Here is a 25,078-nt window from a genome sequence, read left to right as displayed (position 1 = left end):
ACCTCCCTCCAATTATTGTTGGAACTCCCCTTTATAGGCTTCCACTAATTTTCTATCTTGCACCACATGGTGCCCACGTAAAAATACATCATCTATTCGACCATGTACAGTCATTCCTTCATAAGGTGTATAATCTGACCGACTATGAGTTTTATCCGAAGTCATACATTCTGTTACATCTGGTGAAAGTATCACAATATCCGCATCACTTCCTACCTGTAACGTTCCTTTTTTTGGATATAATCCATATAACTTAGCTGGTGTTTCGCTAGTTAATTTCATATATTCTACAGGGTCGATTCGTCCACTATGAACAAACATATCCCACATTAGAATCATCCGCTCTTCTACACCTGGCAAACCACCTGGTGTTTTCGTAAAGTCACCAAGACCCTGCGCTTTTTGCGCTAATGTATAATTGCAGTGATCCGTACATAAAGTTTGGAAAACTCCACGTTCTACCGCTGCTTGCAAAATCTCCACATCTCTTTGTTTTCTAAGAGGTGGACTTAAGATATATCTCAATCCTTTTCCATCCGGCTGATTATACAATTCATCTGTCAGTAATAAGTATTGAGGACAGGTTTCACAGGTCACTTTTGCCCCATTCTTTCTGCGTTCCTCAATCACATCTAATCCTGCTGCAGAGCTCACATGTACAATATGTACTGGATAATCTGCTAATTCCCCTAGTCGAATGAAACGATGCATTGCTTCTGCTTCTATGGTATCTGGTTTTGAAAGCGGATGATACTTTGCTTCTGTATCTCCTTCCTCTCTCATTTCCTGTACCTTAGCTGCAATCATCGCTCCATTCTCACAGTGGGCTGCCACCAACGCACCGGTTGGGGCGATTGCTTTGATTGCTTCATAAATTGACCGATCGTCAATACTAAAGCTGTAGGCCATATATACTTTGAAGGATGCGACGCCTTCTTCAACGACCTTAGGAATTTCCGCTGCTACTTGCTCATTCATATCTAATAATTCCATATGAAATTTATAGTCACAAGAGCAACGTCCTTCCGCCCGTTTCTTATCGCGTCGCAAACCTTCTAACAAAGATTCTTCAAAAGGCGATGCAAAATTAATAATCGTCGTGGTCCCCCCATAATGGCTGCTTTTGTACCACTTTCAAAATCGTCTGCCGTGGTGGCAAAAGCGTTGGTCATTTCAAAATGGGTATGTGTATCGATTCCTCCAGGCAACACATAGCGCCCTTTTGCATCGATTCGTACATCTCCTGGTTTTGCCTCAATATGAGGAGCTACCTCTACAATTGTATCGTTTTCAATTGCTATCGTCCCTTGCATGACTCCCGTTGGGAGTACAAGATATCCTTGTTCAATGAGTATCATAGATATAATATGGAAGTTCTTTAATGAACGCTTCCACAACTCCTTTCAACACCTCTGGTAAGGCATCAATCGCTGTGCGACCCGTAGCGCCTTGGAAACGATATCCGCATTCCTTACCTTGAATATAAAAGCCGTCATTATCGCTTGCTAATAAGCGTTCTTCATCAATAAAATATGTTAATTTATCTTTATATGGGAAGCATGGTTGTACGCAATGACAAGCACAGTTACCACATTCATTACAAGACTCATCAATATGAATGATTAATTTTTTACCATCTACAGTAATACATTCATTCGTTCTATTTGGACATACACGTACGCAAGTACCACATACAACACGGCATTCATGATTTTTGTCATGAGCTGTTGGGAAACCTGGTTGCTCTTCGCGTTTTTTCTTAGCAGCTGCAGATTTTTTGTATGTTGGAGCTGTTCCCATTGCCTCCGCAAAAGATTTGATTTCTGTTGGTTTAATTACCTTAGCAGTATCGTAATCTTCTGCTTCTACTAATTTAGCCAAGTTATCCAATTGGTTATAACCTAAACCTTGTAATAAGGTTGTACATACTGTGATTGGCCAAATACCTGTGCGGAATAAAGCTGCAATATTTTTCGCATCTGCACCACCGCTATAAGACATTGGTAAGCGTTCGCCAAATGTTTCACTCAATAATTGAGCTACACCGATAGATAATGGTAATAAGGATTTACCAGACATATACATTTGCTCACCTGGTAATTCTTTTTCGTGAATCGAAACAGGGAATGTATTTGTCAGTTTCACACCGAACACTAAACCTTCTTCTTCTGCAATCGTCAACAATCGTTCAATCATTGGCACTGCTTCTTTAAAAGATAAGTCTACTTCAAATTGATGTGCATCAAAATCAATATATCCAAATTCTGCTTGATTTAATAATTCTCTTACACGATCATAGCCTAATAATGTTGGATTACATTTTAGATATAAATTTAGATGTTTTTCTTTCATTAGGTATGTACAAATCGATTCAATTTCGCCTGCAGGACAGCCGTGCATTGTGGATAATGTAATACCTTGGCAAATGTTGTCATCAATATTGCGAATGTACTCTTCTGTTACATTTTTAAATTGATGTACATTAGCTAATGCCCATTCTTCGCATTCTTTCCAAACTGGTTTGGTACGTGCTGCACGTAAACATTCCATATAGGAATCTACATCTTCACTTTTAATGCCCGCTAAGTTGTAGCCAACACTCATAATAAAGATGAATCCATCTGGATCGCCGATGCCCCATTCTTTACTAATTAATTTAATAGCAAACCATGCTTTAATGTATTCATCAGCAGCCGCATGGCAATGGTACTCAGAGGACCATTCCACATTGTATGCTTCATCTTTTGAATAAATACATGGTCTTGGGATGCCCAATTCTTCACCGAACATAATTTGTACTGTTTTTAATTCTAAAAATCGGGAACCGCCAACATAGGCTGCTACTAAGTTTTGAGCTAATTGAGTATGTGGACCTGCTGCAGGGCCTAATGGATTTTCTAGGTTACGACCAAATAAGGATAACCGTTGATCCGTACCTGTTGTGTGCATGCGCTCCACATTATATACTCGATTGTGGGTAGCATATTCTGTTAGAATATGGTTCATTAAATGTCCGAAACTTACCGGATACATGATATCGCTCATAGTATTCACTCCTTACTGAAAGTGTATTATGGGACTAATCGTTTCCATAAACGATGGGAAATTTGTCGCACTTCTCGTAGCAATTCTTCTTTATTCATGCCACATAATTGACGATCTAGCATACGTACCTTACCACCAGAAATAGTTGTAATTACATTAAGACCATTTAGGCCAAATAGTAAATGACCATTAATATTATCAGCATGTAAATCTGTTCTAGGAATATAATCTAAAACAATTACATCTGCTTCTGCCCCCGGTGTCAAGGTACCAACTTTTACAGGGAAGAATTTTTCAATCATTGCTGGGTTAGTGTTGAATAACATATGTGGAATTTCAGTCCAACCAACATTTGGATGTTGCATGTTATGTTTCACTAAGCAATTTGCTACTTTGTAGGATTCTAACATATCGCTAGTATATCCATCTGTACCAAGACCCACTGGAATACCTGCTTCCATAAGTTTTAATACATTAGGTGCTCCTACCGCATTACCCATATTACTTTCTGGATTATGAGCCACCATGGTGCCAGTTTCAGCTAATACCTTTACTTCACTATCATCTACATGGATACAATGTCCAGCAATCGTTTTTGGTCCTAGGATGCCATCTTCATGCAAGCGATGCACTGCGCGCATACCATATTTTTCTTGGCTATCTTCTTGATCTGTAGTGCCTTCTGCTACATGGATGTGATATCCCAAATTGTCTACGTTTTGTCCACGAACATAAGCCAATGTATCTTTGCTCAATGTGAAAGATGCATGTAAACCCATCATAGCTGCGAGTGTTTCAGGGTTTTCTTTTGCTTCTTTACCAAAGCGTACATTTTCTGCTACAGCTTTCTCCATTTCCTCTTGGCCATTCCGATCACTTACTTCATAGCACAAGCAAGAACGAACGCCAAAATCTTGAGCAACTTCGCTAATAACAGATAAGCTACCTTCTGTTTCTCCATAACTTGCATGATGGTCAAATATGGAAGTCACACCATTTTCGATACATGCCATATAGGTCACAATAGCACTTGCCCACACGTCTTCTTTAGCAAGACGTTTATCTAGGTAGAACCACAATCCATCTAAAATTTCTTTAAAATTTGTTGGGTTGTTACCAGGGATATATAATCCGCGGGCTAAGGCAGAATAAATATGGTGATGAGCGTTCACAAAACCAGGCATAATCAAGCGCCCATGAGCGTTTACTCGATATGCTTTTGGATATTGTTTGCGCAATGTTTCGTATGAGTCTACTGCCACAATTTTAGTGCCATCCATTAATACGCCACCGTCTTCAATAATCGGTTGTAATGGATTGCGTGTAACGACAGTTCCTTTTCCTAATAAAATCATAGATAGGCTCCTTTCTATGAAAAACAGTATTCAATGAAATACTACTATTATAATTCGATGTGAGTGCCTGTTTTTCCTTCAATACCTTCTCTAGATTTTTCTAGTTGTGTGATAATTGCTTTTCTACCTGCTTTAGATTTAGCAAAAGCTACAGCTGCTTCCATTTTTGGTTTCATAGAGCCTGCTGCAAATTCACCATTGTCGATATGTTTTTGCGCTTCTTCTACTGTAATATGTTCTAACCATTGTTGGTTTTCTTTACCATAATTAATCGCTGCTTTTTCAATAGCTGTTAAGATAATCAATACATCTGCGTCAACTTCTTGTGCTAGTAAGCTACTAGTCCAGTCTTTATCAATAACTGCAGATGCACCTGTTAAATGATTGCCTTCACGAACGACAGGGATACCGCCACCACCGCAAGCGATTACTAATTCATGACCGATTAAGCCTTTGATAGCTTGTAATTCAATGATTTCTTTTGGAGCTGGAGATGCTACTACACGGCGATATCCACGACCTGCATCTTCTTTTACCACATAATCATATTGGTTCACTGCATGTACAGCTTCTTCTTTTGTCATAAAGTGACCAATTGGTTTTGTTGGATCTAAGAATGCTGGATCATCTGCATCTACACGAACTTGTGTAACCATTGTTGTCACAGGTAGATCTGTAATACCTCTGTTCAACAACTCTTCACGCAATGCATTTTGTAAATCATATCCGATATATGCTTGGCTCATGGCTACGCATACAGACAATGGAGTATTAGGTTGACCTTCTACTTCTCTAGTTAATGCAGCCATAGCATTATTGATCATACCGATTTGAGGGCCATTACCATGAGTAACGATAACATCACAATCTGCTTCAATTAAATCTACGATTGCTTTCGATGTTTCTTTCACCGCAATCATTTGTTCTGGTAATGTATTGCCTAGGGCATTGCCCCCTAAAGCGATAACAACACGTTTTTTCATAGGGTACCTCTCTATGGTGTATATATTCCTAACTACTTTGTAGGGATTAAAATAAGGGACTGTCTGAACAGACAGCCCCTTTGCTCTTAGCGGAGAACTCTTTCTGTTCCCTTTTCTTCTAGCTCTTTTAATAATTCTACTGGATTTTCAAATTTGCTTAATAAAATCATAGCAGCAATTACATATGGTTTATAGCTTGCTTCTTTGTAAAGAGGTACACGATAACGATCAAATACGGATGCGTCAACTTCACCTTCTTCACAGCTTAAGCCAGTGATATCAGCTGGTAAGCAATGTAAGTATAATGCTTTACCGTCTTTTGTAAGACTCATCATATCTTCTGTGCAAGCCCAATCTTTATGTTGTGCATTTTGTTCTAATAAACGACCTTCTAATTCTTTAATGCCTGCTGTATCGCCTTTGCCATATAAGTCAGTTCTTTCTTCCATTGCTGCGAAAGGTGCCCAGGATTTAGGATATACGATATCAGCATCTTTGAAAGCTTCTTTCATGTCGTTTGTACGTTTGAAAGATCCGCCACTAGCTTGTGCTTGTTTTTTAGCAACTTCTTCAACTTCTGGCATTACTTCGTATCCTTCTGGATGCGCTAATACAACTTCCATACCTAAACGAGTGAATAAACCGATAGCACCTTGTGGTACGGAAAGCGGTTTACCATAGGATGGGGAGTATGCCCAAGTCATAGCCACTTTTTTACCTTTTAAGTTTTCAAGTCCACCAAATTCATTGATAAGGTGAGCTGTATCAGCCATCAATTGTGTTGGATGGTCAATATCACATTGTAAGTTTACCAATGTAGGACGTTGTTCTAATACACCGTCTCTATGGCCTTCTTCTACTGCATCAGCTACTGCATGCATGTATGCATTACCTTTACCGATATACATATCATCACGGATACCGATGATGTCAGCCATGAAGGAGATCATGTTAGCTGTTTCACGTACAGTTTCGCCATGAGCGATTTGAGATTTTCCTTCATCTAAGTCTTGTACTTCTAAACCTAATAAGTTACAAGCAGATGCGAAGGAGAAACGAGTACGAGTGGAGTTATCACGGAATAAGGAGATACCTAAACCACTGTCGAATACTTTTGTAGAGATATTGCGCTCACGCAATGCACGTAATGCATCAGCTACAGCCCAAACAGCTTGTAATTCGTCGTCTGTTTTTTCCCAAGTCAAGAAGAAGTCATTGTTGTACATGTTTTTTGTGTCTAACTTAGCTAATGCGTCTACACATTTTTTGAAATCTGCCATTTTTTGCACCTCATTAATAATTTATAGCTTTATAAAATGTAAACTATTATTTGCAATAGTTTGTAGGTAAGATTGCATATACTGCTGCACATGTTACAAGGTCTTGTTTCCATGTGATTTCGTTAGGAGCATGTGCTTGTGCTTCTGCGCCAGGACCGAAACCGATACAAGGAATACCATTACGTCCCATGATGGATACGCCATTTGTAGAGAATGTCCATTTATCAGTTAATGGGCGAGCTTTACGTTCTGCCAATGTAACTTCTGCACCAATACGTTCTGTACCGTATAAGGAGATGTAAGATTCTTCCAATGCTTTTGTTACTTTATGATCTTTAGGAATTACCCATGTTGGGAAGTAGCATTCGATTGGATATGTTAAACCAGTCCAGGATGGACGAGCATATTCGTACATGGATACTTTTGCACCGTATTTTTGTACAGCTGGTAAATCTTCGATTTCTTTTAAGCAACTTTGCCATGTTTCACCTGCTGTCATACGACGGTCAAGAGATACTGCGCAAGAGTCTGCTACTGCACAACGGCTTGGGGATGTGTAGAAAATTTGGGAAGTTGTTACTGTGCCACGGCCCAAGAAACGAGCTTCTTCATAATGGTCAGGGTTGAATTTTGGATCCAACATTTTTTCTAAGCCACGAACACGAGTAGTCTCTGTAGAATTGTTTGCATTTAATGCACGAACATCTTGTAAAATGTCAGCCATTTTATAGATTGCATTATCACCGCGATCTGGTGCAGAACCATGGCAAGATACGCCTTCTACATCGATACGGATTTCCATACGACCACGTTGACCGCGATAGATACCGCCATCAGTTGGTTCTGTGGATACTACGAATTCTGGACGAATGCCACGTTCTTTAATAATGTATTCCCAGCACAATCCGTCGCAATCTTCTTCTTGTACTGTACCAACTACTAATACACGGTATTTATCATTCAATAAACCTAAGTCTTTCATGATTTTCGCACCGTATACTGCGGATACGATACCACCTAATTGGTCAGATACACCACGACCACCGATTTCAGTGTCGCTTTCAAACCCCTCATATGGATCAAAGTTCCAGTTATCACGGTTACCAATACCTACTGTATCAATATGTCCGTCAAAAGCAATCAATGTTTTACCAGTGCCCATATAGCCAAGAATGTTACCCATAGGATCCACTTCTACTTCATCGAATCCTAAGTCTTTCATTTCTTTTTCAATGCGGCGAACGTGTTGTTCTTCTTCCGCACTTTCACCAGGGAATGCGACGATTTCTCTTAAAAATTTTGTCATCGCTGGTCCATAAGCTTCTGCTGCTTTTTTACTGCTTGTAAATCCATTACCATTTCCTCCTTAAACACACATATACGTATACGTTAAAGTTAAAATTAACTGTATATGACTTAAATAGTTAGATTAAAATTTTCCTTGCCACACAATTTCTTGATAACGTGTTGGGTCAGTGTCTCCTTCTGTGGAGAAGCAAAGTACTTTAGAATCTTTAGTAAGTCCTAATTCTTCTTTCAAATCTTTATATTCTTCCATAGTCATAGCGGCTGCTACTAAACCAAATGGAACAGCTCCAGATTCTCCAGAGATAATGCTTGCATCGCCTTTGATTGGTGCTGCAGACATTCTCATACCTAAGGATGCTACCCAATCTGGTGCAGATACAAATACATCCACATGGTTTTTCAAAATATCCCAAGAAATCGTATTCGGTTCGCCACAAGCGAGTCCTGCCATGATTGTTTGTAAGTCGCCGCCTACGATACGTAAATCTCCATCGCCTGCTTTAGCGCCTTTGTACAAGCAATCCGCTGCAGATGCTTCTACTACTACAATTTTAGGTTTCACAGGTGCATTTTTATAACGATTTACCACATAACCAGTAACAGCACCAGCTAAGGAACCAACCCCTGCTTGTACAATTACGTGTGTAGGTACATCTACGCCAGCTTTTTCTAATTGTTCAGTAGCTTCTAGAGCCATTGTGCCGTAGCCTTGCATGATCCATGTAGGAATTTCTTCATAACCATCCCAAGCTGTATCTTGGATAACAACACCATGATCTACTTTTTTGGATTCTGCTGTAGCTAAGCGTACACAGTCATCATAGTTCATTTCTTCGATAGTTACTGTAGCACCTTCTGCTGCAATATTTTGTTTACGAGTTTCTGTGGAACCTTTTGGCATAAATACCACTGATTTTTGACCTAGTTTGTTTGCTGCCCAAGCAACACCACGACCATGGTTTCCATCAGTAGCTGTGAAGAATGTAGCTTGTCCAAATTCATCACGCAATTCTTTTGATGTCAAGATGTCATATGGCAAATCAGATACTTGTTTACCTGTTTCTTTAGCAATGAATTTCGCAATTGCATAAGAACCGCCTAACACTTTGAATGCATTTAAACCGAAACGATAGGATTCATCTTTAATGAATAAACGGCCTAATCCTAAGTGTTCTGCCATGCGTGGTAATTCAGTAAGTGGTGTTTCTTGATATTGCGGGAAACTCTTATGAAACTCGCGCACCCCTTCACTTTCTTTTACATTCATTGCACAGGTGTTCAAATCCTCTGAAGCGGGCATAGTGTTCTTAACCCATTGAATTCGTTCCATGTAACTCTTCCTCCTCTTTTACTTGGTTCAAATCATTATATAAAGTAAATTTAGAAACGTTGAAATATTCCGATATTTTATCAGATGCCTTTGAAATCAAAAAAGCGCCCTGGCAATATAAATATCGTATTGCTTCCAAGCGCTCATTCTTATTCATTAAATGTGCTGGTCGCCCTACTACTTTTTCAGCTTGAGATAACATATCGCTCAACAAATCGCTAACAGATGTAACAATTCGTTCACCTTTTGTTTCCCACGCATGATTACTGGATGTAATAATCCGATCTAAAGAGTTTTGCAATGTAATAAAATCAGTAATATCATAGTTGATACACAATAAATACTGTAATTTATCATTATCATCACGTATATACATCGTCGTCGATCGAAGAACTCTTCCATCTTTGGTTCGTGTGAGATAAGCTTGTTTACCCTGACACTGACCATCGTCATTTCGTATCGCATCTAGTACTGCATGCGAGGCGCCATCACCTACATCTCGGTTAGAAATATCTCCATGCTCAATATACACAATAGAACTTTCTAATGTCTCTATTTGCACGTCGTGAATCAACACTTCACATGAAGCTCCAAATTGTGTCGCAATACCATGCGCAATTACCTTTAATTGTTCTAATTTCATAATTGTCTCCTAACTATTTTTTAGGCTATCTAACAATTTATTAGGTATGCCCTTATTATAGCACCGTCATATTCATAATTCAATACTTTTTCTAAATATTTTTTAGGTTTTCTAATTTTTTGTTAGATGTCATCTATAAACAAAAAAAGATAGAGGTAGATTGAGTCTACACTCAACCTACCTCTATACTATATATCAATTCCTATTCTTAGTAAGGAACTTCTGTTTTACGAGCTACACCCGTTTTGATTGCTGTTTCAGCTACTGCTTTTGCTACTGCTAATGGAACACGTTTGTCGAATGCATTCGCTACTACGTAGTCTTCTGCTAATTCTTCATCTGTTACAAGAGCTGCTAGCGCCTCAGCGGCTGCCAATTTCATTTCATCATTAATTTCACGTGCTTGTACATCGATGGCTCCACGGAAGATACCAGGGAATACATTCACATTATTGATTTGGTTAGGCGCATCACTACGACCTGTACCCATAACACGTACGCCAGCTGCTTTCGCTTCTTCGTACATAACTTCTGGAACTGGGTTAGCCATAGCAAATACAATAGCATCATCCGCTAAGCTTTCCAAAATTTCTTTTGTGAAAGCACCTGCTGCAGATACACCTAACAATACGTCAGCGCCTTTTGCAATCTCTGCTAAGTTGCCAGTTTTTGTTTCTTGACCCAATGTTTTGATCAACTCAGCTTGTAAAGAATCAAGACGTTTGTAGTCTTTGTTCAATACACCGGAGCTTACCATTAATGTAATGTTACGAGCGCCTGCTAAGTATAATAGACGAGCAATATTAGCACCCGCTGCACCAGCACCGTTTACAACGATTTTAACTTTGGATAAATCTTTTTTCACAAAGCGAAGGGCTGCTTTTACACCTGCTAAGCAAGCGATAGCTGTACCATGTTGATCATCATGGAATACAGGGATTTCTAACTCTTTTTTCAAGCGATTTTCGATTTCGTAGCATTTAGGAGAAGAAATATCTTCTAAGTTAATGCCAGCAAAGTTTTTTTGCACTAATTTTACAGTGTTGATTAACACGTCTGGATCTTTTGTATCAATCACCAAAGGAATGCAATCTACATTGCCAAAACGTTTGAACAATAAGGATTTACCTTCCATAACTGGAATCGCTGCCGCTGCTCCGATATCACCTAAACCCAATACGCGAGTACCGTCAGATACAACGGCTACCATATTAGAACGACATGTTAAGTCGAAGGATTTATCTTCATCTTCTTTGATGTGAAGGCATGGTTCTGCTACACCTGGAGTGTATGCTACCGTTAAGTCATGAGCATCTTTTAATTCGTATTTTGTTCCAGTTTGCAAGAAACCTTTTAGTTCCAAGCGTTTTTCAATTGCCTCTTGTTTTACGTCCATGGGAAAACCTCCTAGATTTTCAATGATGGTAAGTTTCTACCGTAGAATATTTCCGCCATCTCTTGTTTGAGTTGTTGGTTAATTTGTTTGCGCTCTTTCAGCGTCAAATCTTCTTCGGTAATACCAAACAAATAATTATTAATGTCGTACTCTTTCAGCATCATTTTGGTATGGAAAATATTTTCTTGATACACATTCACATCGATCATATTGTAGAGATTACGAGTTTTAGAATTGATGTAATTTTGGATGGAGTTCATGCGATGATCCATGAATAATTTTTTACCATGAATATCACGAGTGAATCCACGCACTCTGTAATCTAAGCTGATAATATCAGAATCAAAACTATCGATAAGATAGTTCAATGCGTTGAGCGGGGAGATTTGACCACATGTGGACACGTCAATATCTGCACGGAATGTACTTACACCATTGTCTGGATGACTTTCAGGATAGGTATGAACCGTCAAGTGAGATTTATCCAGATGCATGACCACATCATCTTTATCTACTTTATCAACAGGTTCTTCCGAAATCAGAATAGTTACGCTTGCCCCTTGTGGATCATAGTCTTGCTTTGCCACATTCAGCACATTGGCTCCGATAATATGTGAAACCTCTGTTAAAATATCAGTCAGGCGCTGTGCATTGTAAACTTCGTCAATGTATTCAATATATTGGCGTTTTTCTTCTTCTGTACGCGTATAACAAATATCATAAATATTAAAACTCAAGGTTTTTGTTAAATTGTTAAACCCATAGAGTTTCATTTTATTTGATTTTACAGATGTATCCATAACTTAATATCTGCCTTCCTTATAATACCTACCATTATTATATCGAATTAAATCCATATATTCAAGACTTTCGATATAAAATTTTTCATTTTTTATTAATTACTTAATTATAGTGTGTCGCAATTGCTCCACTAAGGCTCGTAGCGCCTTACCTCGATGGCTAATAGCCTGCTTTTGTTCCATAGAAATATTGGCCATCGTCGTTTTTAATTTGGGAATGTAAAAGTATGGATCGTAACCGAATCCACCTTTTCCCATCGGCGTTAACTGGATAAGTCCTTCACAAGTGCCTGTTGCACGGATACATTGTCCATCCGGTGTAGCCCATACAAGAGCGCATTGATACCTAGCTGTTCTATCACTTGGAGTAACATCCACCAGTTCGGCTACTAATCGCCGATTATTATCTTCATCACTACGATGCAGTCCTGCATAGCGCGCGGAATATACACCCGGTGCACCACCTAAGGCATCTACTTCTAAGCCGGAATCATCTGCCACGCAAGGCAAACCACAGGCTTCAGCATAATATAAGGCTTTCAATTCTGCATTTTCCATAAAGGTAGTGCCAATTTCTTCTGGCTCCTCAATATCTACGATATCGTCTACTGTGCGCACTTCGAAGCCTAATTCTTCAAAGGCTGCGGTAAATTCACGGATTTTTCCTTTATTCCGTGTGGCTAATACCACTGCTTTCGGTGCATTTTCATGGCCTATCATGTTACCAATTTCACCTAATGCTTCACGTTGTGCTTGCATTAACTGCTGAGTACCAGCTTCACCTAAATCTAACAGGCTATTCAACTCATCTCTTGTGAAAGTCCCATGTTCACCTGTTCCTTGCACTTCTACTAATTGGCCTTTACCGGTACAAACCACATTCATATCCACAATGGCTGCACTATCTTCTTCATAGCACAAGTCTAGCATAGGACCATCTTCACCGATTCCCATAGAAATAGCTGCTAAATAGTCCGTTACAGGAAACTTACCATATCCATCGTACATAGAATAGATAGCATCTACTAATGCCACAAAAGCCCCTGTAATCGAGGCAGTACGAGTGCCACCATCAGCTTGTAGTACATCACAGTCTACCGTAATTGATACTTCGCCTAAAGCTTCTAAGTCTACAACAGCTCGCAAGGCACGACCAATCAAACGTTGGATTTCCACGGTGCGACCTGTCTGTTTACCTTTTGCTGCCTCTCTAGGTACACGAGTATGTGTAGCTCGTGGTAACAAGGAATATTCTGCTGTCACCCAGCCTGTGCCAGTTCCTTTCAAAAAGCGGGGAACGCGATCCTCAACGCTAGCCGTACAAAGGACTTTTGTATTGCCACATTCAATTAGTACAGATCCCTCTGCATAGGCAGTGTAATGCCTAGTAATTTTCACAGGGCGTATTTCTTTTAAACTACGACCATCAATTCGCATCGTCATTCCTCATTTCCCATTACAATCGGATTATACATACCTCTTATTATACACAATCTCATGGCGGATTGGCAATTTATGTTCGCCTTTGACTGAGGGCACTTTATCCTGAGTAAGTAGGCTATGGTTTCCTTTACTTCTCAGTCAGAATGCGGTATGCTTCCTCACAAACGGCACTTCGTAATGTTTGCTGTGGAGCATACTGCATTCTTTTCAACCTTTATCTTATATAGCAAAAACTAGCCTACTTACTTATCTCTCCAGACCTCATACCTCCATTAGTCAAAGGCACACCTCTACTTTAAGTCTGTCTATAAGATTGTGTATCCTCATCGTTATGTGAGGGAGATCCTCAAGGAAACAGATTGTGCTTATCTCCGAAGAAATACGTATAGGGCATAAAGTATAGTTGTACACAAAAATACGGCGCACCTCGCTACAAATATCATACAGTATTATTTGTAACTGGTGCTCCGTACGGTAATTTAAGTTCGATATATTGTTCTTATACTCGCAGCATGGAGTTTAGGAACGCTTGTGTTCTTGGGTTTTGTGGATTCCCAAAGACCTGTTCTGGTGTTCCTTCTTCTTGGATTTTGCCGTCTGCCATGAAGATAACTCTGTCTGCTACTTCACGGGCGAATGCCATTTCATGGGTAACGATGATCATGGTCATATCTTCTTCGGCTAGTTCTTTGATGGTCCGCAATACTTCACTGGTAAACTCTGGGTCCAAGGCTGATGTAGGTTCATCGAAGAGCATGATTTCTGGTTTCATTGCCAATGCTCTAGCAATAGCGACCCTTTGTTTTTGCCCCCCTGACAAGGTGCTAGGGTATACATCTCGTTTATCCCAAAGACCTACTTTTTCTAGCAAGGACTGGGCCATAGGTAATATATCTGCCTCTTTCATTCCTTTCACCATGCGAGGTGCGACCATGATATTTTCTAGCACTGTCATGTGTGGAAATAGGTTGAAGGATTGAAATACCATCCCCATTTTCAGCAAAATTTGTTGCTGTTCTTCTTTCCCAACATAAACCGCTGCGCCTGTGTTCGCCGGTGTGTCCACCAAGGTCGCCCCATCGACCCTGATTGTCCCTTTTTGTATGCTTTCTAGTTGTCCTAAGCAACGAAGAAAGGTGGATTTACCCGATCCAGAGGGACCGATGATGGACACCACTTCGCCACGTTCCATGGATAGTGACACGTCTTGTAAGACCGCCACCGAGCCAAAGCTCTTTTCAATATGTAACATGTCTATGAAAGCCATGGTTTCCTCCTAATCTTCGTAAATCGCCATGCGGCGTTCTAAATATTGATACAGTTTCGTCAACACAAATGTCATAGCCAAGTAGAATACACCAGCTACGATGAAAGCTGTAATGTCAAAATCACGTTGTACAATGCTGCGTGTAATGCGCAAGATATCATTCATAGCTAAGACATACACCAAGGATGTATCTTTCAGCAGTGTAATCGTTTCATTTGCCAATGGTGGCAATACACGTTTGATGACCTGTGGCAAAATGATTTTGTACATCGTCTGCACATAGGTAAAGCCTAATACCTTCGCTCCTTCATACTGCCCTTTTGGAATGGATTGAATGCCACTACGGAAAATTTCACATAAGTAGGCAATGTAATTCAACACGAAGGACAGTACCGCCGCCGTCATATCTGTGAGTTCAAAGCCATCAATCATAAATGGCAAACCGTAATAGATGAGCAAAATTTGTAACATTAACGGGGTGCCACGCATCACGTATACGTAAGCATCCACGATCGTTGTCACCACTCGGTTTGTACTCAATCGGAGCAGTGCCAAGAGTAATCCTCCTGGCACTGACAAGATGATGACGATGAAGAACAAGGACAAGGTCACTTGGAATCCGCCGGCAATGGCCGGAATTATCTGTAACATATACTCCAATACGTCCATGTTTATTTATACTCCTCTTTCGTCAAGATGGATGTACTGCCAAACCATTTTTGCGCCAATTTGTCAGCCGTACCATCATTCATCACTTCTTGTAATGCAGCGTCAATTTTAGCTTTCAACGCTTCATCTTCCTTGCGCATACCTACACCTACTTTTTCACTGGCGAAGGAGCCTGTGGCTACGGTGAACACATTATTACCTTTTTTGCCGATTAAATAACGACCCACCATTTCATCCACCACGATGGCATCGATACGGCCTAATTCAAGGTCCATGAAAGCATTCACATAATCGCCATATTCTTTGATTTCTTTAAAATTTTTCGATTGTGGATCATTTTTTACCGCTTCTAAACCAGTAGAGCCTGATTGCACGCCTACGCGTTTGCCATCGAGTTGGGCCTTGTCAGCAATACCAGCATCAGATTTCACAGCAATAATTTGGTCCCCACGAAGATATGGTTTAGAAAACAAGATATTGCGTTCCCGTTCCTTCGTAATGGTCAAACCATTCCACAACACATCAATGCGTTTAGATTTTAGTTCTGCTTCTTTACTATCCCAGTCGATGGACTTAAATTCCACTTCAGAACCAATACGCTTTGCCACTTCTTTTGCCAAATCAATATCAAAACCTACGAGTTCACCTTTTTCATCTTTAAATCCCATAGGAGGGAAGTTATCATCTAAACCGATAATAATTTTTTTCGGCACCTCTGTGTTTGCCTGCTTCGTAGACGCCCCACAACCTGCCACTAACCCAACAATTACCAATGCACTAGCCGCTGCTAATACTGTTTTAGAACATTTTTGTAACCAATTCATAGTACTTTCTCCTCTCTACAGATATGCAATCTCTATTTCATGATTACATTATACTTTAGTTAATTAAAGTTGTAAAGAGATAAATTACAAAAATTTTATCATGTATTATGAAAGTAATTTATACTGACAACGCCCCTCCAATAACTAACTATCAAAACAAAAAGCGATATAGTAAGTTAAGTACTCACCATATCGCTGATTTGCTCTTTACCTATATGTTTTATATCAATGCATGCTCTTTCGCAATAGCCTTTACTTCTTCTACAGTAAAGTTAGTGACTTCTGCAATCATTTCTAAGGACAAATGCTTACGCAACATCTGAATGACAACCTCAGCTTTACCTTCTGCCCGACCTTCAGCCACGCCTTCTTTCCAATATGTATAATGATCCATTGATAGCATTGAATATTCCTCCCTCCAAGCCTCACAATGTTTTGCTTCATCTACGGCACTTTCAAGATCTCTTAGTAACTCATCCGATGCAGTATGACCATCTACGTAATCCAAGAACCGTTGCAGCGGTTTTGAAATATCATTATAAAGAAACTATGTCAGAACAAAAAGTTAGAATCTATAGATTACACCTTAAGCTGATCTTTAAATTATATCTATATATGATAGGTTAGTAGAGGAACTCAAAGATAACATAGGATAGTCCAGAACAAAAGATTACCCAAAACCAAATGAGTTCATTACCTGTACCGTCATCCCAAGTGGCTTCATCAGAAGTAGCCAATAGGATAGCAAAAAATGAGTATACAAACGATAGAATAGGCGCAACGATAAGTCCTTTTTCAACAATCATATAGATACCCATAAATGCTACTGCAATAGCATGAGGAACTACCATGATTCTAAAACTAAAGGCAACCATCAAGACTGCATAAGCCGCATGAATTAGCAATACACCAAACATATAGATTTTCTCCCTCGTGCGAAAATAGCCCCTGCCGGATAACGAACAGATATTACTCCTTGATAAGAGGGTAACATGTTTTCTAGTCCTATTCAAGTATTTTTATATCGATTCAGTGCCTCTAAGACTTTCATTTTATCTCGATGACTCAAAAACTGTAAGCTAATAGGCACGATATATATACCGCCCGTTTCTGTTTGCACATACAAGGTTTTCCAGTCTTCTCCAAATCCCATGATGCCTTGATAATGAACAAAGGTCAAATATAAGTCTGGTGCAAAAAAGCGTTCAATTCGTTCTTTTACCAATATAGGTGTTCGTTTTAGAATGAGCCCTTCTGTAGCAATATAGACCTCCACATCGTCTTGCTGGTACATGCGCAATAATGCGTAGGCAGATACAACCATAAGAAGAAGCATCCACATATTGAAGCTATGACCCAGTTCTCGATATAGAAGCACTCCACGATACAGTCCCCAAGCAGCGATAGCTGCATACACTAGTTGAAACCCCCATATCATAACAGAGGAATTATGTAATTCTTCTTGAATCGTTCCACAGGGAAACATGTTCTCTAATTCTTCACGTTTCATAGTTCCTCTCCCAAATAGCACTCCAACCTCTATGTATTTCCACTCAACACCTTTATAGACAGCATCTACTTGTCTGCTTCATACATATCCCACTATACTTCCTCACAACGTCTTAGTATAGATGATTAAAAAGATGTAATGAAATGCCCCAAAAGCATCTCATTACATCTTACTATTACTTACGTCGTAGGCCCATAGCTTCTTCTACACGAGCCAATGTTACATTCGCCACAGCGGCTGCTTTTTCAGCACCTTCTGTCAAAATCGTATCTAGCTCTGGACTGTCGATTAATTCTGCATACCGTTCATGGATCGGTGTCATCGCTCCTACTAATAGATCTGCAATATCACCTTTGAAAGTTCCATAGTTTTTACCAGCATACATAGCTTCAATAGCCTCAAAGGAATCTCCTGTTAAAGCATTGTAAATGCCCATCAAGTTGGAGATACCTGGCTGTTTTTCTTTATCGTAGCGCACGACCCCTTCAGAGTCAGTAGCTGCCTTTTTAATCTTCTTCACCACTACATCTGGTGTATCCAACAAGCGAATAGTCGCCCAATTATTATCATCGGACTTACTCATTTTTTCGTTGGATCTTGTAAGGACATCACACGAGCACCACCTACGGTAGTTTTAATTTCTGGCATAGCAAATACTTCGCCATATTTGAAATTGAAACGTTGCGCCAAGTCACGAGTTAACTCGATATGTTGACGTTGGTCATCCCCTACAGGCACGTAATTTGTTTGGTATAACAGAATGTCCGCTGCCATCAATGGTGGATATGTTAACAAACCAGCTGGGATAGTTTCTCCTTGTTTCGCCGATTTATCTTTGTATTGCGTCATACGCTCTAATTCACCGATGGAACTTAAGGTTGTTAAAATCCAACCCAACTGCGCATGAGCAGGTACTTCAGATTGCACAAACAAAGTCACTTTATTAGGGTCCAAGCCTACTGCTAAATATAAGGCAGCAAGGCTTCGCGTATTGTGGATTAAATCTTTTGGATCTTGTGGTACTGTGATGGCATGTTGGTTCACGATACAGTAAAAACAATCATGGTCATCTTGGAATGTCAAGAAGTTGCGAAGAGCTCCAAGGTAATTACCAATGGTCAACTCACCGCTAGGTTGTATTCCGGAAAATATAACAGACATAGTATCTCCTATTCTACGGTTACAGATTTTGCCAAGTTTCTTGGTTTATCTACATCAGCACCGCGAGTGATAGCTGCATAATAGGACAACAATTGCAATGGTACAACGGCTAAGATAGGCACTGTGAAAGCGTCAGTTTTCGGCACGAAGATAGTATGGTCCACATATTTCGCCAATTCTTCGTCACCTTTCATACCCACACCGATTACGATAGCATCACGAGCTTTTACTTCTTTGATGTTGCTCATCATTTTTTCACGTACCGATTCTTGTGTTGCCAAGGCGATAACAGGAATGCCTTCTTCAATCAATGCCAAAGTACCGTGTTTCAACTCACCACCTGCATAGGCTTCTGCATGGATGTAAGAAATTTCTTTCAATTTCAAAGACCCTTCCATAGCTACGGCATAGTCAATTAAACGGCCTAAGAAGAAGGCATCTTCTTTGTAACCATAATGGTTCGCAAAGGCTTTGATTTCATCTACGTTTTCAAAGATTTCATGAGTCAATGTAGGTAACTCTTGTAAGTTTGTCAAAATTTCGTGTTTTACTGCTTCATCGATGCGACCATTTAATTGACCTAAGTACACTGCTAATAACAATAAAGCTACTAATTGTGTGGTGTACGCTTTTGTGGATGCTACGGCGATTTCAGGACCTGCCCAAGTGTAGATTACTTGATCCGCTTCACGAGATACGGCGGAACCCACTACGTTAGTAATACCTAAAGATTTAGCACCTAAGCGTTTTGCTTCTTTCAAGGCAGACAATGTATCGCTAGTTTCACCAGATTGGCTGATGACGATGCATAAGGTATCTTCATCCGTTAATGGTGTACGGTAACGGTATTCAGAAGCGATATCTACTTCTACTGGAATACGAGCTAATTGCTCAATGTAGTATTTCGCTACTAACCCTGCATGGTACGCCGTACCACACGCTGTAATCAAGATGCGCTTGATGCCTTTCACTGTGTCTGGTGTCCAGTTTAATTCATCATACACTACTTCTGTAGCATCTTTATTAATACGACCGCTCAACGTATCACGAATCGCTTTTGGTTGTTCGTAAATTTCTTTTAACATGAAGTGCTCATAGCCACCTTTTTCAGCCGCTTCTGCATTCCATGTGACATGATAAATGTCTTTTTGTACTGGTTGACCAGCTCGGTCAGTGATTGTAACGCTATCTGGTGTCACAATAACAACTTCGTTGTCGTTGATGATATATGTTTCACGAGTGCGTTGAATAATAGCTGGGATATCGGAAGCAATGAAGTTTTCACCGTTTCCTAAGCCCACTACCAATGGATTATCTTTTTTTGTAGCAATGATTTTATTTGGTTCATCAGCGCAAACCATTACTAAAGAATAAGACCCTTCGATGCGATCTAGCATACGGCGAACGGTACTTTCAAAGTTGCCATCATACATATCGCTCAATAAGTGAGCTACTACTTCTGTATCTGTTTCAGATGTAAATTCAACACCTTTGGCCAATAACTCTTCTTTCAATGGCATGTAGTTTTCAATGATACCATTGTGCACTACGGCAAATTTTCCATCTGTACTTGTATGCGGGTGCGCATTCATATCGCTTGGACGACCATGAGTAGCCCAACGAGTATGACCGATACCAATATGACCTTGATTAGGATCTGCTTTTACCACAGCTTCCAAATTCGCCAAACGGCCCATTTTCTTTTGTACTTTAATTACATTATTTTCGCCTACTACGGCAATCCCTGCAGAATCATATCCGCGGTATTCTAATTTCTCCAAACCTTCCAGCATAAAATCTGCTGCATTTTCAAATCCAATATATCCTACGATACCACACATGGTATATTCCTCCTTGATTAATTCATTCATGTTGCTTCTGAAAGTAGCCTTTGTGCACCCAGTTACCTTGGTGTTTTGCTCTACTTCTACGACTGAAGCTAGCCGAGAGGCATCCGCTGAATTTCGATACTCCTCTACCTCGTCCACTGTGAAAGCTGTCTCTTCCCAGCGCTTGCGCTATTCGCCTTTACGAATTTGGTCCCTCCTTTGCATGTGTTTCGACAGTTCTGTTGACTATGCCTAAGTCTTTAAAAATAGTCATAATCAGTAGTATTATACTTCATATGAGCCGTTACTGTAAAGAAATAAACAAATTTGTTATTAGGCATATATAATGTTGTCATAGTATATAGATAAATAAATGTGCCCAAAAGGTGGTAAAAATATAATAGAGGAACGCTGATCTAAGTGTATCAACATTCCTCTATTATGCTATCATGCTATTTACGTCTCTTCTGCAATGACTCCATCACGACATAATAGTCGATGATTCCCTACCGCAGCAGCCTCTTCTTCACTATGAGTAACCCACAAGCAGGGGATAGCCCATTCAGAAATAATAGCAACTAAATCTTGTTGCAACTGAGCACGTAAGTTCACATCTAACGCCGTAAGCGGTTCGTCTAGGATAAGTAATACTGGTTTTGAGTACAGTGCTCGTCCTAAGGCCACCCGTTGTTGCTCTCCACCAGATAAGCCTTTGGCTTTCTTCTTAAGATGTGGTGTCAATCGCAAACGCTCCACAATATGATCGAATAGCTCTGGAGAACCTTGTTTACTATACCGAATATTCTCCTCTACAGTCATATGAGGAAATACAATATTGCCTTGCGGCATATAGCCAATGTGTCGTTCTTGGGTAGGTACGCCTGTTCCCTTTTCGAACCATACCTCATTATTGGCTGTAATCCTACCTTCTTTTGGCGTCAACAATCCACACAAAGCTTTCAAAAATGTAGATTTTCCACTTCCAGAAGGGCCCATCAATGTAGTAATGCCTTCTTGTAATGTGCCTTGGGCTTTCACAACAAAAGTCCCTCGTTCTATGACGATATCAAAGGAAATCATAGTACCTCCTTACCGATTTGAGAAGAGGGAACCTTTGGTTAGACCTTGAATGGCCCACACAAGCCCCAATGTTAAAATACAAATATAAATCACTAATTCAAATGCACCGTTATAATCGCCAAATTCTACGAGAGAATAAATGGCTAATGGCATAGTTCTCGTCACACCTGGAATATTTCCAGCGATCAAAATAGTAGCCCCGAATTCACCAAGTCCACGCGCAAAACACAGAATGGAACCGCTGAGGATTCCTTTCCACGCCAATGGCAAGGAAATCGACCAGAACACGCGAAACTCGGAGGCTCCCAAGGTGCGAGCTACATCTTCCATATCGCTATCAATGGCAGCTAAGGCTGTTCGCACTGATTGATAAAATAACGGAAAGCTCACCACTGCAGATGCTATAATAGCTCCTATCTTAGAGAAAACTACACGAATTCCGTGTGCCTCTAACCAGGCACCAAAAGCATTACCTGGGGAGAATATGATAAGTAACACAAAACCCAATACCACCGGTGGTAATACCAAAGGCAGTGTAAAAAAAGAATCAATTAAAGATTTCCCTGGAAAGGCATAGTGTTTCATCACATAGTTCAAACTTAGCCCGAAAATAGCGTTAATTATAAGTGCTATGAACGCCACTTCTACGGATAACTGTAAAGCTATCATTGTTTCACTGGTTCAGCAAAGCCCCATTTAGCCAATACTTCGCTAGCCTCTTTACTTGTTAAGAACGCATAGAAATCTTCTGTTAATTTATTTTGATTCTTTTTCACTACGCCGATAGGGTACTCGATCGGTGCATGTAATTTAGCATCTACTGTAGCAGAAATGTCTACTTTATCCTTCAATGCCAATGCATCAGTTTTGTACACAAATCCTACATCAGCTGCCCCTTCCGCAATATACGCACCAACTGCTTTTACGTCTTTCGCAAATACAATGTTAGGTTCTACTGCATCCCACAAATTCGCTTTTGTTAAGGATTCTTTCGCATATTTGCCTGCTGGTACTGTTTCTACAGTGCCGATAGCTACTCGTTTTGCATTCGTAATATTGTCCAATGTAACAGCCTCTTTACCTTTTGGTACGATCATTACCAATGTGTTTGCTACGAATGGGCGAATATTATCCATTAAACCTTTTTCATTTAATTGATCCATATTCTTTTTGTTCGCAGAAATAAAGATACTAGATGGCGCGCCTTCTTCAATCTGTTGACGTAATGTGCCAGATCCTGCATACACAACATTGATTTGTTCCGGTTTTAAATTATGTTTTTTCACATAGTCTGCTTTCAGCTCTTCCAATGCCCCTTGCATACTAGCTGCTGCAGATACAGTGATGGTTTCATTTGTAGATGGTGTTGTAGACGATGTAGTACCTTGTCCACCGCAGCCAGCTAATGCCAACACTCCTATCATAAGTAAACCCATAAACCAATTACGCTTCATAATGATATCCTCCCTAATTAAAATATATACACTTAGAAGCTTACTACATATTCTCATTATACTAGAAAAGCAACAGTAAGCAAAATGAATTTAGTTACATGTGGTACAATAAAGATGACAACTATACAACCTAAGGAGGTTATCTATTATGGATTTATTTTTTCACATCATTCTCACCAGTATCGTCCCCATTTTATTACTTACCCTCATGGGGGTCTTATTAGATCGATGGTTTCACCTCGATTTACGAACACTAAGCAAACTGAACTTTTACTTATTTTTGCCCGCTTATATTTTGAAATCCTTTTATGTCACCGATTTAACCCATGAAAGCTTTGAAATTTTTGGCTGTGCCCTCATTATTTTATTTGCTAACTCAGCCTTAGCAGGCATCGTCGCTAAGTGGCAAGGTTATAATTTAGGAAAAACAGAAATCGTCCGCAACGCAGTGATGTTTTCCAACATTGGTAACCTAGGAGTAGCCTTAGGGACTTTCGTCTTTGCCAATGATCCATACATCATCGATGGATCTACCCCCTATTTACATGATGGGGTTATCGCTATTATCGCTACTTTTATTATCCAAACGGTGTTCTGTAATTCTCTAGGATTTTATCAAGCTGGCAAAGGGAAATTAACCACCGCAGAATCTTTGCGTACCATCTTACATATTCCTATTATGTACTGTGTGCCTATCTCGATTATCGCCCATTATTATATCCCTATCGACTTCACGCAGACCATTATATGGGGGCCCTTAGATATTTTCGGTCGTTGCTTTGTAGGCGCAGCTATGCTCACCCTAGGAGTACAGTTGAACCGTACACCTTGGAACTTCATCAAGAAAGATGTGATGATTACTTCTTTTCTACGGTTAATTGCAGGTCCTCTGTTGGCCCTCATCGTAGTACTTCCTGTAACTATGTACTACACACCATTAAGTGCTATCGCAGCGCAAAGTATTATCATCGCTTACGCAGTCCCATCAGCCGTAAATACCGCTCTTATGGCTGTGGAAATGAACAACAATCCAGAACTAGCTACACAAATTGTACTAGCCACTACAGTTCTTTCCTCTTTTACTATGCCCCTAGCTATATTATTGGCATACTATGTATTCCCCTTATAGCTAACACTTTGGTGCGTCAATTCACTTGATATAGTAAACAAATTAACGTATACAGGTACATTCATGTCTGCTATGTAACTGTATAGCAGTCAATAGTCTAGATCAATAACACGATATAAAAACTATGCGATACCCTACTCTGCCATAAAAGCATAAAACTCTAAGAAACTATCTAACAATGTAACAATACATTGCTAGATAGTTTTTTACATGCAAAAAGGGCTGCTTTCGCAACCCTCCTACATGCTCTGTACTTATTGATGCCCTACGTGCTCTAATCCTTGACGAATTAACACGATAACATGGTCATCATTCAATCGATACCAAGCTGTTTTTCCTTCTTTTCTAAATGTTACAAGTCTTGCTTGACGCAACACACGTAACTGATGAGATATAGCTGACTGGCCCATATCCATAGAATCTGCAATTTCAGTTACACACATTTCTTTCTGAAGCAGATGTCTAACAATACGCAACCGCGTTGGATCCCCTAGGACCTTGAATAGTTCAGCTAACAATTGTGTTTCCAACTCTTGTTGATTTGTTTCCATCTTAACCTCGCTATCATATAG

General features: G+C 39.9%; 24 protein-coding genes and 2 pseudogenes. 1 reads left to right on the top strand and 25 read right to left on the bottom strand.

Annotation, left to right across the window (positions count from 1 at the left end; translation table 11 throughout):
- Nucleotides 1–12 precede the first annotated feature (12 nt).
- The 24 genes and pseudogenes from hydA to modA all read right to left on the bottom strand — a co-directional run bounded on the left by hydA (nucleotide 13) and on the right by modA (nucleotide 23,377).
- Nucleotides 13–1,062: a dihydropyrimidinase gene (gene hydA / locus HMPREF9200_RS03030; RefSeq protein ID WP_009353419.1), complete on the bottom strand. Its 1,050-nt coding sequence runs from the start codon at nucleotides 1,060–1,062 to the stop codon at nucleotides 13–15.
- The gene (locus HMPREF9200_RS09185) at nucleotides 1,056–1,358 is read right to left on the bottom strand and encodes an amidohydrolase family protein (RefSeq protein ID WP_083818392.1); all 303 of its coding nucleotides are present in this window, start codon (nucleotides 1,356–1,358) and stop codon (nucleotides 1,056–1,058) included. Before HMPREF9200_RS09185 ends, hydA begins: the two co-directional genes overlap by 7 nt.
- Nucleotides 1,345–3,045, bottom strand: coding sequence for a selenate reductase (locus HMPREF9200_RS03025; protein WP_009353311.1), 1,701 nt, complete (start codon nucleotides 3,043–3,045; stop codon nucleotides 1,345–1,347). Before HMPREF9200_RS03025 ends, HMPREF9200_RS09185 begins: the two co-directional genes overlap by 14 nt.
- 26 nt (nucleotides 3,046–3,071) lie before the next feature.
- Entirely contained in the window at nucleotides 3,072–4,400 is a 1,329-nt protein-coding gene (gene ssnA, locus HMPREF9200_RS03020; protein WP_009353416.1) for a putative aminohydrolase SsnA, read from the bottom strand.
- A 47-nt stretch (nucleotides 4,401–4,447) separates the two neighbouring features.
- Entirely contained in the window at nucleotides 4,448–5,383 is a 936-nt protein-coding gene (arcC, locus tag HMPREF9200_RS03015) for a carbamate kinase (RefSeq protein ID WP_009353343.1), read from the bottom strand.
- An 86-nt stretch (nucleotides 5,384–5,469) separates the two neighbouring features.
- Nucleotides 5,470–6,663, bottom strand: coding sequence for a knotted carbamoyltransferase YgeW (ygeW, locus tag HMPREF9200_RS03010; protein WP_009353272.1), 1,194 nt, complete (start codon nucleotides 6,661–6,663; stop codon nucleotides 5,470–5,472).
- A 46-nt stretch (nucleotides 6,664–6,709) separates the two neighbouring features.
- Complete coding sequence (locus HMPREF9200_RS03005) at nucleotides 6,710–7,969, bottom strand: YgeY family selenium metabolism-linked hydrolase (RefSeq protein ID WP_009353314.1); 1,260 nt, start codon at nucleotides 7,967–7,969, stop codon at nucleotides 6,710–6,712.
- A gap of 123 nt (nucleotides 7,970–8,092) precedes the next feature.
- The gene (gene dpaL / locus HMPREF9200_RS03000) at nucleotides 8,093–9,301 is read right to left on the bottom strand and encodes a diaminopropionate ammonia-lyase (protein WP_009353385.1); all 1,209 of its coding nucleotides are present in this window, start codon (nucleotides 9,299–9,301) and stop codon (nucleotides 8,093–8,095) included.
- A complete protein-coding gene (locus tag HMPREF9200_RS02995; RefSeq protein ID WP_009353432.1) occupies nucleotides 9,279–9,944 on the bottom strand; it encodes a transcriptional regulator in 666 nt (221 codons plus the stop codon). Before HMPREF9200_RS02995 ends, dpaL begins: the two co-directional genes overlap by 23 nt.
- Nucleotides 9,945–10,152: 208 nt before the next feature.
- Nucleotides 10,153–11,340, bottom strand: a complete 1,188-nt coding sequence (locus HMPREF9200_RS02990) for an NADP-dependent malic enzyme (protein ID WP_009353334.1) — start codon at nucleotides 11,338–11,340, stop codon at nucleotides 10,153–10,155.
- 11 nt (nucleotides 11,341–11,351) lie between these two features.
- Nucleotides 11,352–12,140 (bottom strand): adenosylmethionine decarboxylase, encoded by a 789-nt coding sequence (speD, locus tag HMPREF9200_RS02985; protein WP_009353328.1) that lies wholly within the window; start codon nucleotides 12,138–12,140, stop codon nucleotides 11,352–11,354.
- Nucleotides 12,141–12,239: 99 nt separating this feature from the next.
- Nucleotides 12,240–12,860 (bottom strand): XTP/dITP diphosphatase, encoded by a 621-nt coding sequence (locus HMPREF9200_RS08825; RefSeq protein ID WP_218015394.1) that lies wholly within the window; start codon nucleotides 12,858–12,860, stop codon nucleotides 12,240–12,242.
- 12 nt (nucleotides 12,861–12,872) lie between these two features.
- Nucleotides 12,873–13,577: pseudogene (gene rph, locus HMPREF9200_RS08820) on the bottom strand (ribonuclease PH); the annotation flags it as partial.
- A 505-nt stretch (nucleotides 13,578–14,082) separates the two neighbouring features.
- Nucleotides 14,083–14,850, bottom strand: coding sequence for an amino acid ABC transporter ATP-binding protein (locus HMPREF9200_RS02975; protein WP_009353352.1), 768 nt, complete (start codon nucleotides 14,848–14,850; stop codon nucleotides 14,083–14,085).
- A 9-nt stretch (nucleotides 14,851–14,859) separates the two neighbouring features.
- A complete protein-coding gene (locus HMPREF9200_RS02970; protein ID WP_009353424.1) occupies nucleotides 14,860–15,519 on the bottom strand; it encodes an amino acid ABC transporter permease in 660 nt (219 codons plus the stop codon).
- A 2-nt stretch (nucleotides 15,520–15,521) separates the two neighbouring features.
- The gene (locus tag HMPREF9200_RS02965; RefSeq protein ID WP_009353374.1) at nucleotides 15,522–16,343 is read right to left on the bottom strand and encodes an amino acid ABC transporter substrate-binding protein; all 822 of its coding nucleotides are present in this window, start codon (nucleotides 16,341–16,343) and stop codon (nucleotides 15,522–15,524) included.
- A 220-nt stretch (nucleotides 16,344–16,563) separates the two neighbouring features.
- Entirely contained in the window at nucleotides 16,564–16,851 is a 288-nt protein-coding gene (locus HMPREF9200_RS08525) for a hypothetical protein (protein WP_127010957.1), read from the bottom strand.
- 115 nt (nucleotides 16,852–16,966) lie between these two features.
- On the bottom strand, nucleotides 16,967–17,260 hold the full coding sequence (locus HMPREF9200_RS02955; protein WP_009353364.1) for a hypothetical protein: 294 nt from the start codon (nucleotides 17,258–17,260) through the stop codon (nucleotides 16,967–16,969).
- Nucleotides 17,261–17,352: 92 nt separating this feature from the next.
- Nucleotides 17,353–17,853, bottom strand: coding sequence for a hypothetical protein (locus HMPREF9200_RS02950; protein WP_009353301.1), 501 nt, complete (start codon nucleotides 17,851–17,853; stop codon nucleotides 17,353–17,355).
- Nucleotides 17,854–18,028: 175 nt separating this feature from the next.
- Nucleotides 18,029–19,014: pseudogene (trpS, locus tag HMPREF9200_RS02945) on the bottom strand (tryptophan--tRNA ligase).
- 8 nt (nucleotides 19,015–19,022) lie between these two features.
- Entirely contained in the window at nucleotides 19,023–20,855 is a 1,833-nt protein-coding gene (gene glmS, locus HMPREF9200_RS02940; protein WP_009353421.1) for a glutamine--fructose-6-phosphate transaminase (isomerizing), read from the bottom strand.
- 444 nt (nucleotides 20,856–21,299) lie between these two features.
- Nucleotides 21,300–21,923: an ATP-binding cassette domain-containing protein gene (locus tag HMPREF9200_RS02935; protein WP_009353310.1), complete on the bottom strand. Its 624-nt coding sequence runs from the start codon at nucleotides 21,921–21,923 to the stop codon at nucleotides 21,300–21,302.
- A 9-nt stretch (nucleotides 21,924–21,932) separates the two neighbouring features.
- Entirely contained in the window at nucleotides 21,933–22,592 is a 660-nt protein-coding gene (gene modB, locus HMPREF9200_RS02930; RefSeq protein ID WP_009353382.1) for a molybdate ABC transporter permease subunit, read from the bottom strand.
- Entirely contained in the window at nucleotides 22,589–23,377 is a 789-nt protein-coding gene (gene modA, locus HMPREF9200_RS02925) for a molybdate ABC transporter substrate-binding protein (RefSeq protein ID WP_009353266.1), read from the bottom strand. Before modA ends, modB begins: the two co-directional genes overlap by 4 nt.
- Before the next feature lie 148 nt (nucleotides 23,378–23,525).
- Here modA and HMPREF9200_RS02920 point away from each other — a divergent pair, with 148 nt between their 5' ends.
- Nucleotides 23,526–24,506, top strand: a complete 981-nt coding sequence (locus HMPREF9200_RS02920) for an AEC family transporter (protein WP_009353309.1) — start codon at nucleotides 23,526–23,528, stop codon at nucleotides 24,504–24,506.
- A 254-nt stretch (nucleotides 24,507–24,760) separates the two neighbouring features.
- Here HMPREF9200_RS02920 and HMPREF9200_RS02915 read toward each other — a convergent pair whose 3' ends face one another.
- Nucleotides 24,761–25,057 (bottom strand): metalloregulator ArsR/SmtB family transcription factor, encoded by a 297-nt coding sequence (locus tag HMPREF9200_RS02915; protein ID WP_009353411.1) that lies wholly within the window; start codon nucleotides 25,055–25,057, stop codon nucleotides 24,761–24,763.
- Nucleotides 25,058–25,078 lie beyond the last annotated feature (21 nt).

It is taken from the genome of Veillonella sp. oral taxon 780 str. F0422, from assembly GCF_000221605.1.
Lineage (GTDB): Bacteria > Bacillota > Negativicutes > Veillonellales > Veillonellaceae > F0422.
The sequence above is the reverse complement of the archived record's forward strand: the minus strand, read 5'-3'. Positions and strand labels throughout refer to the sequence as shown.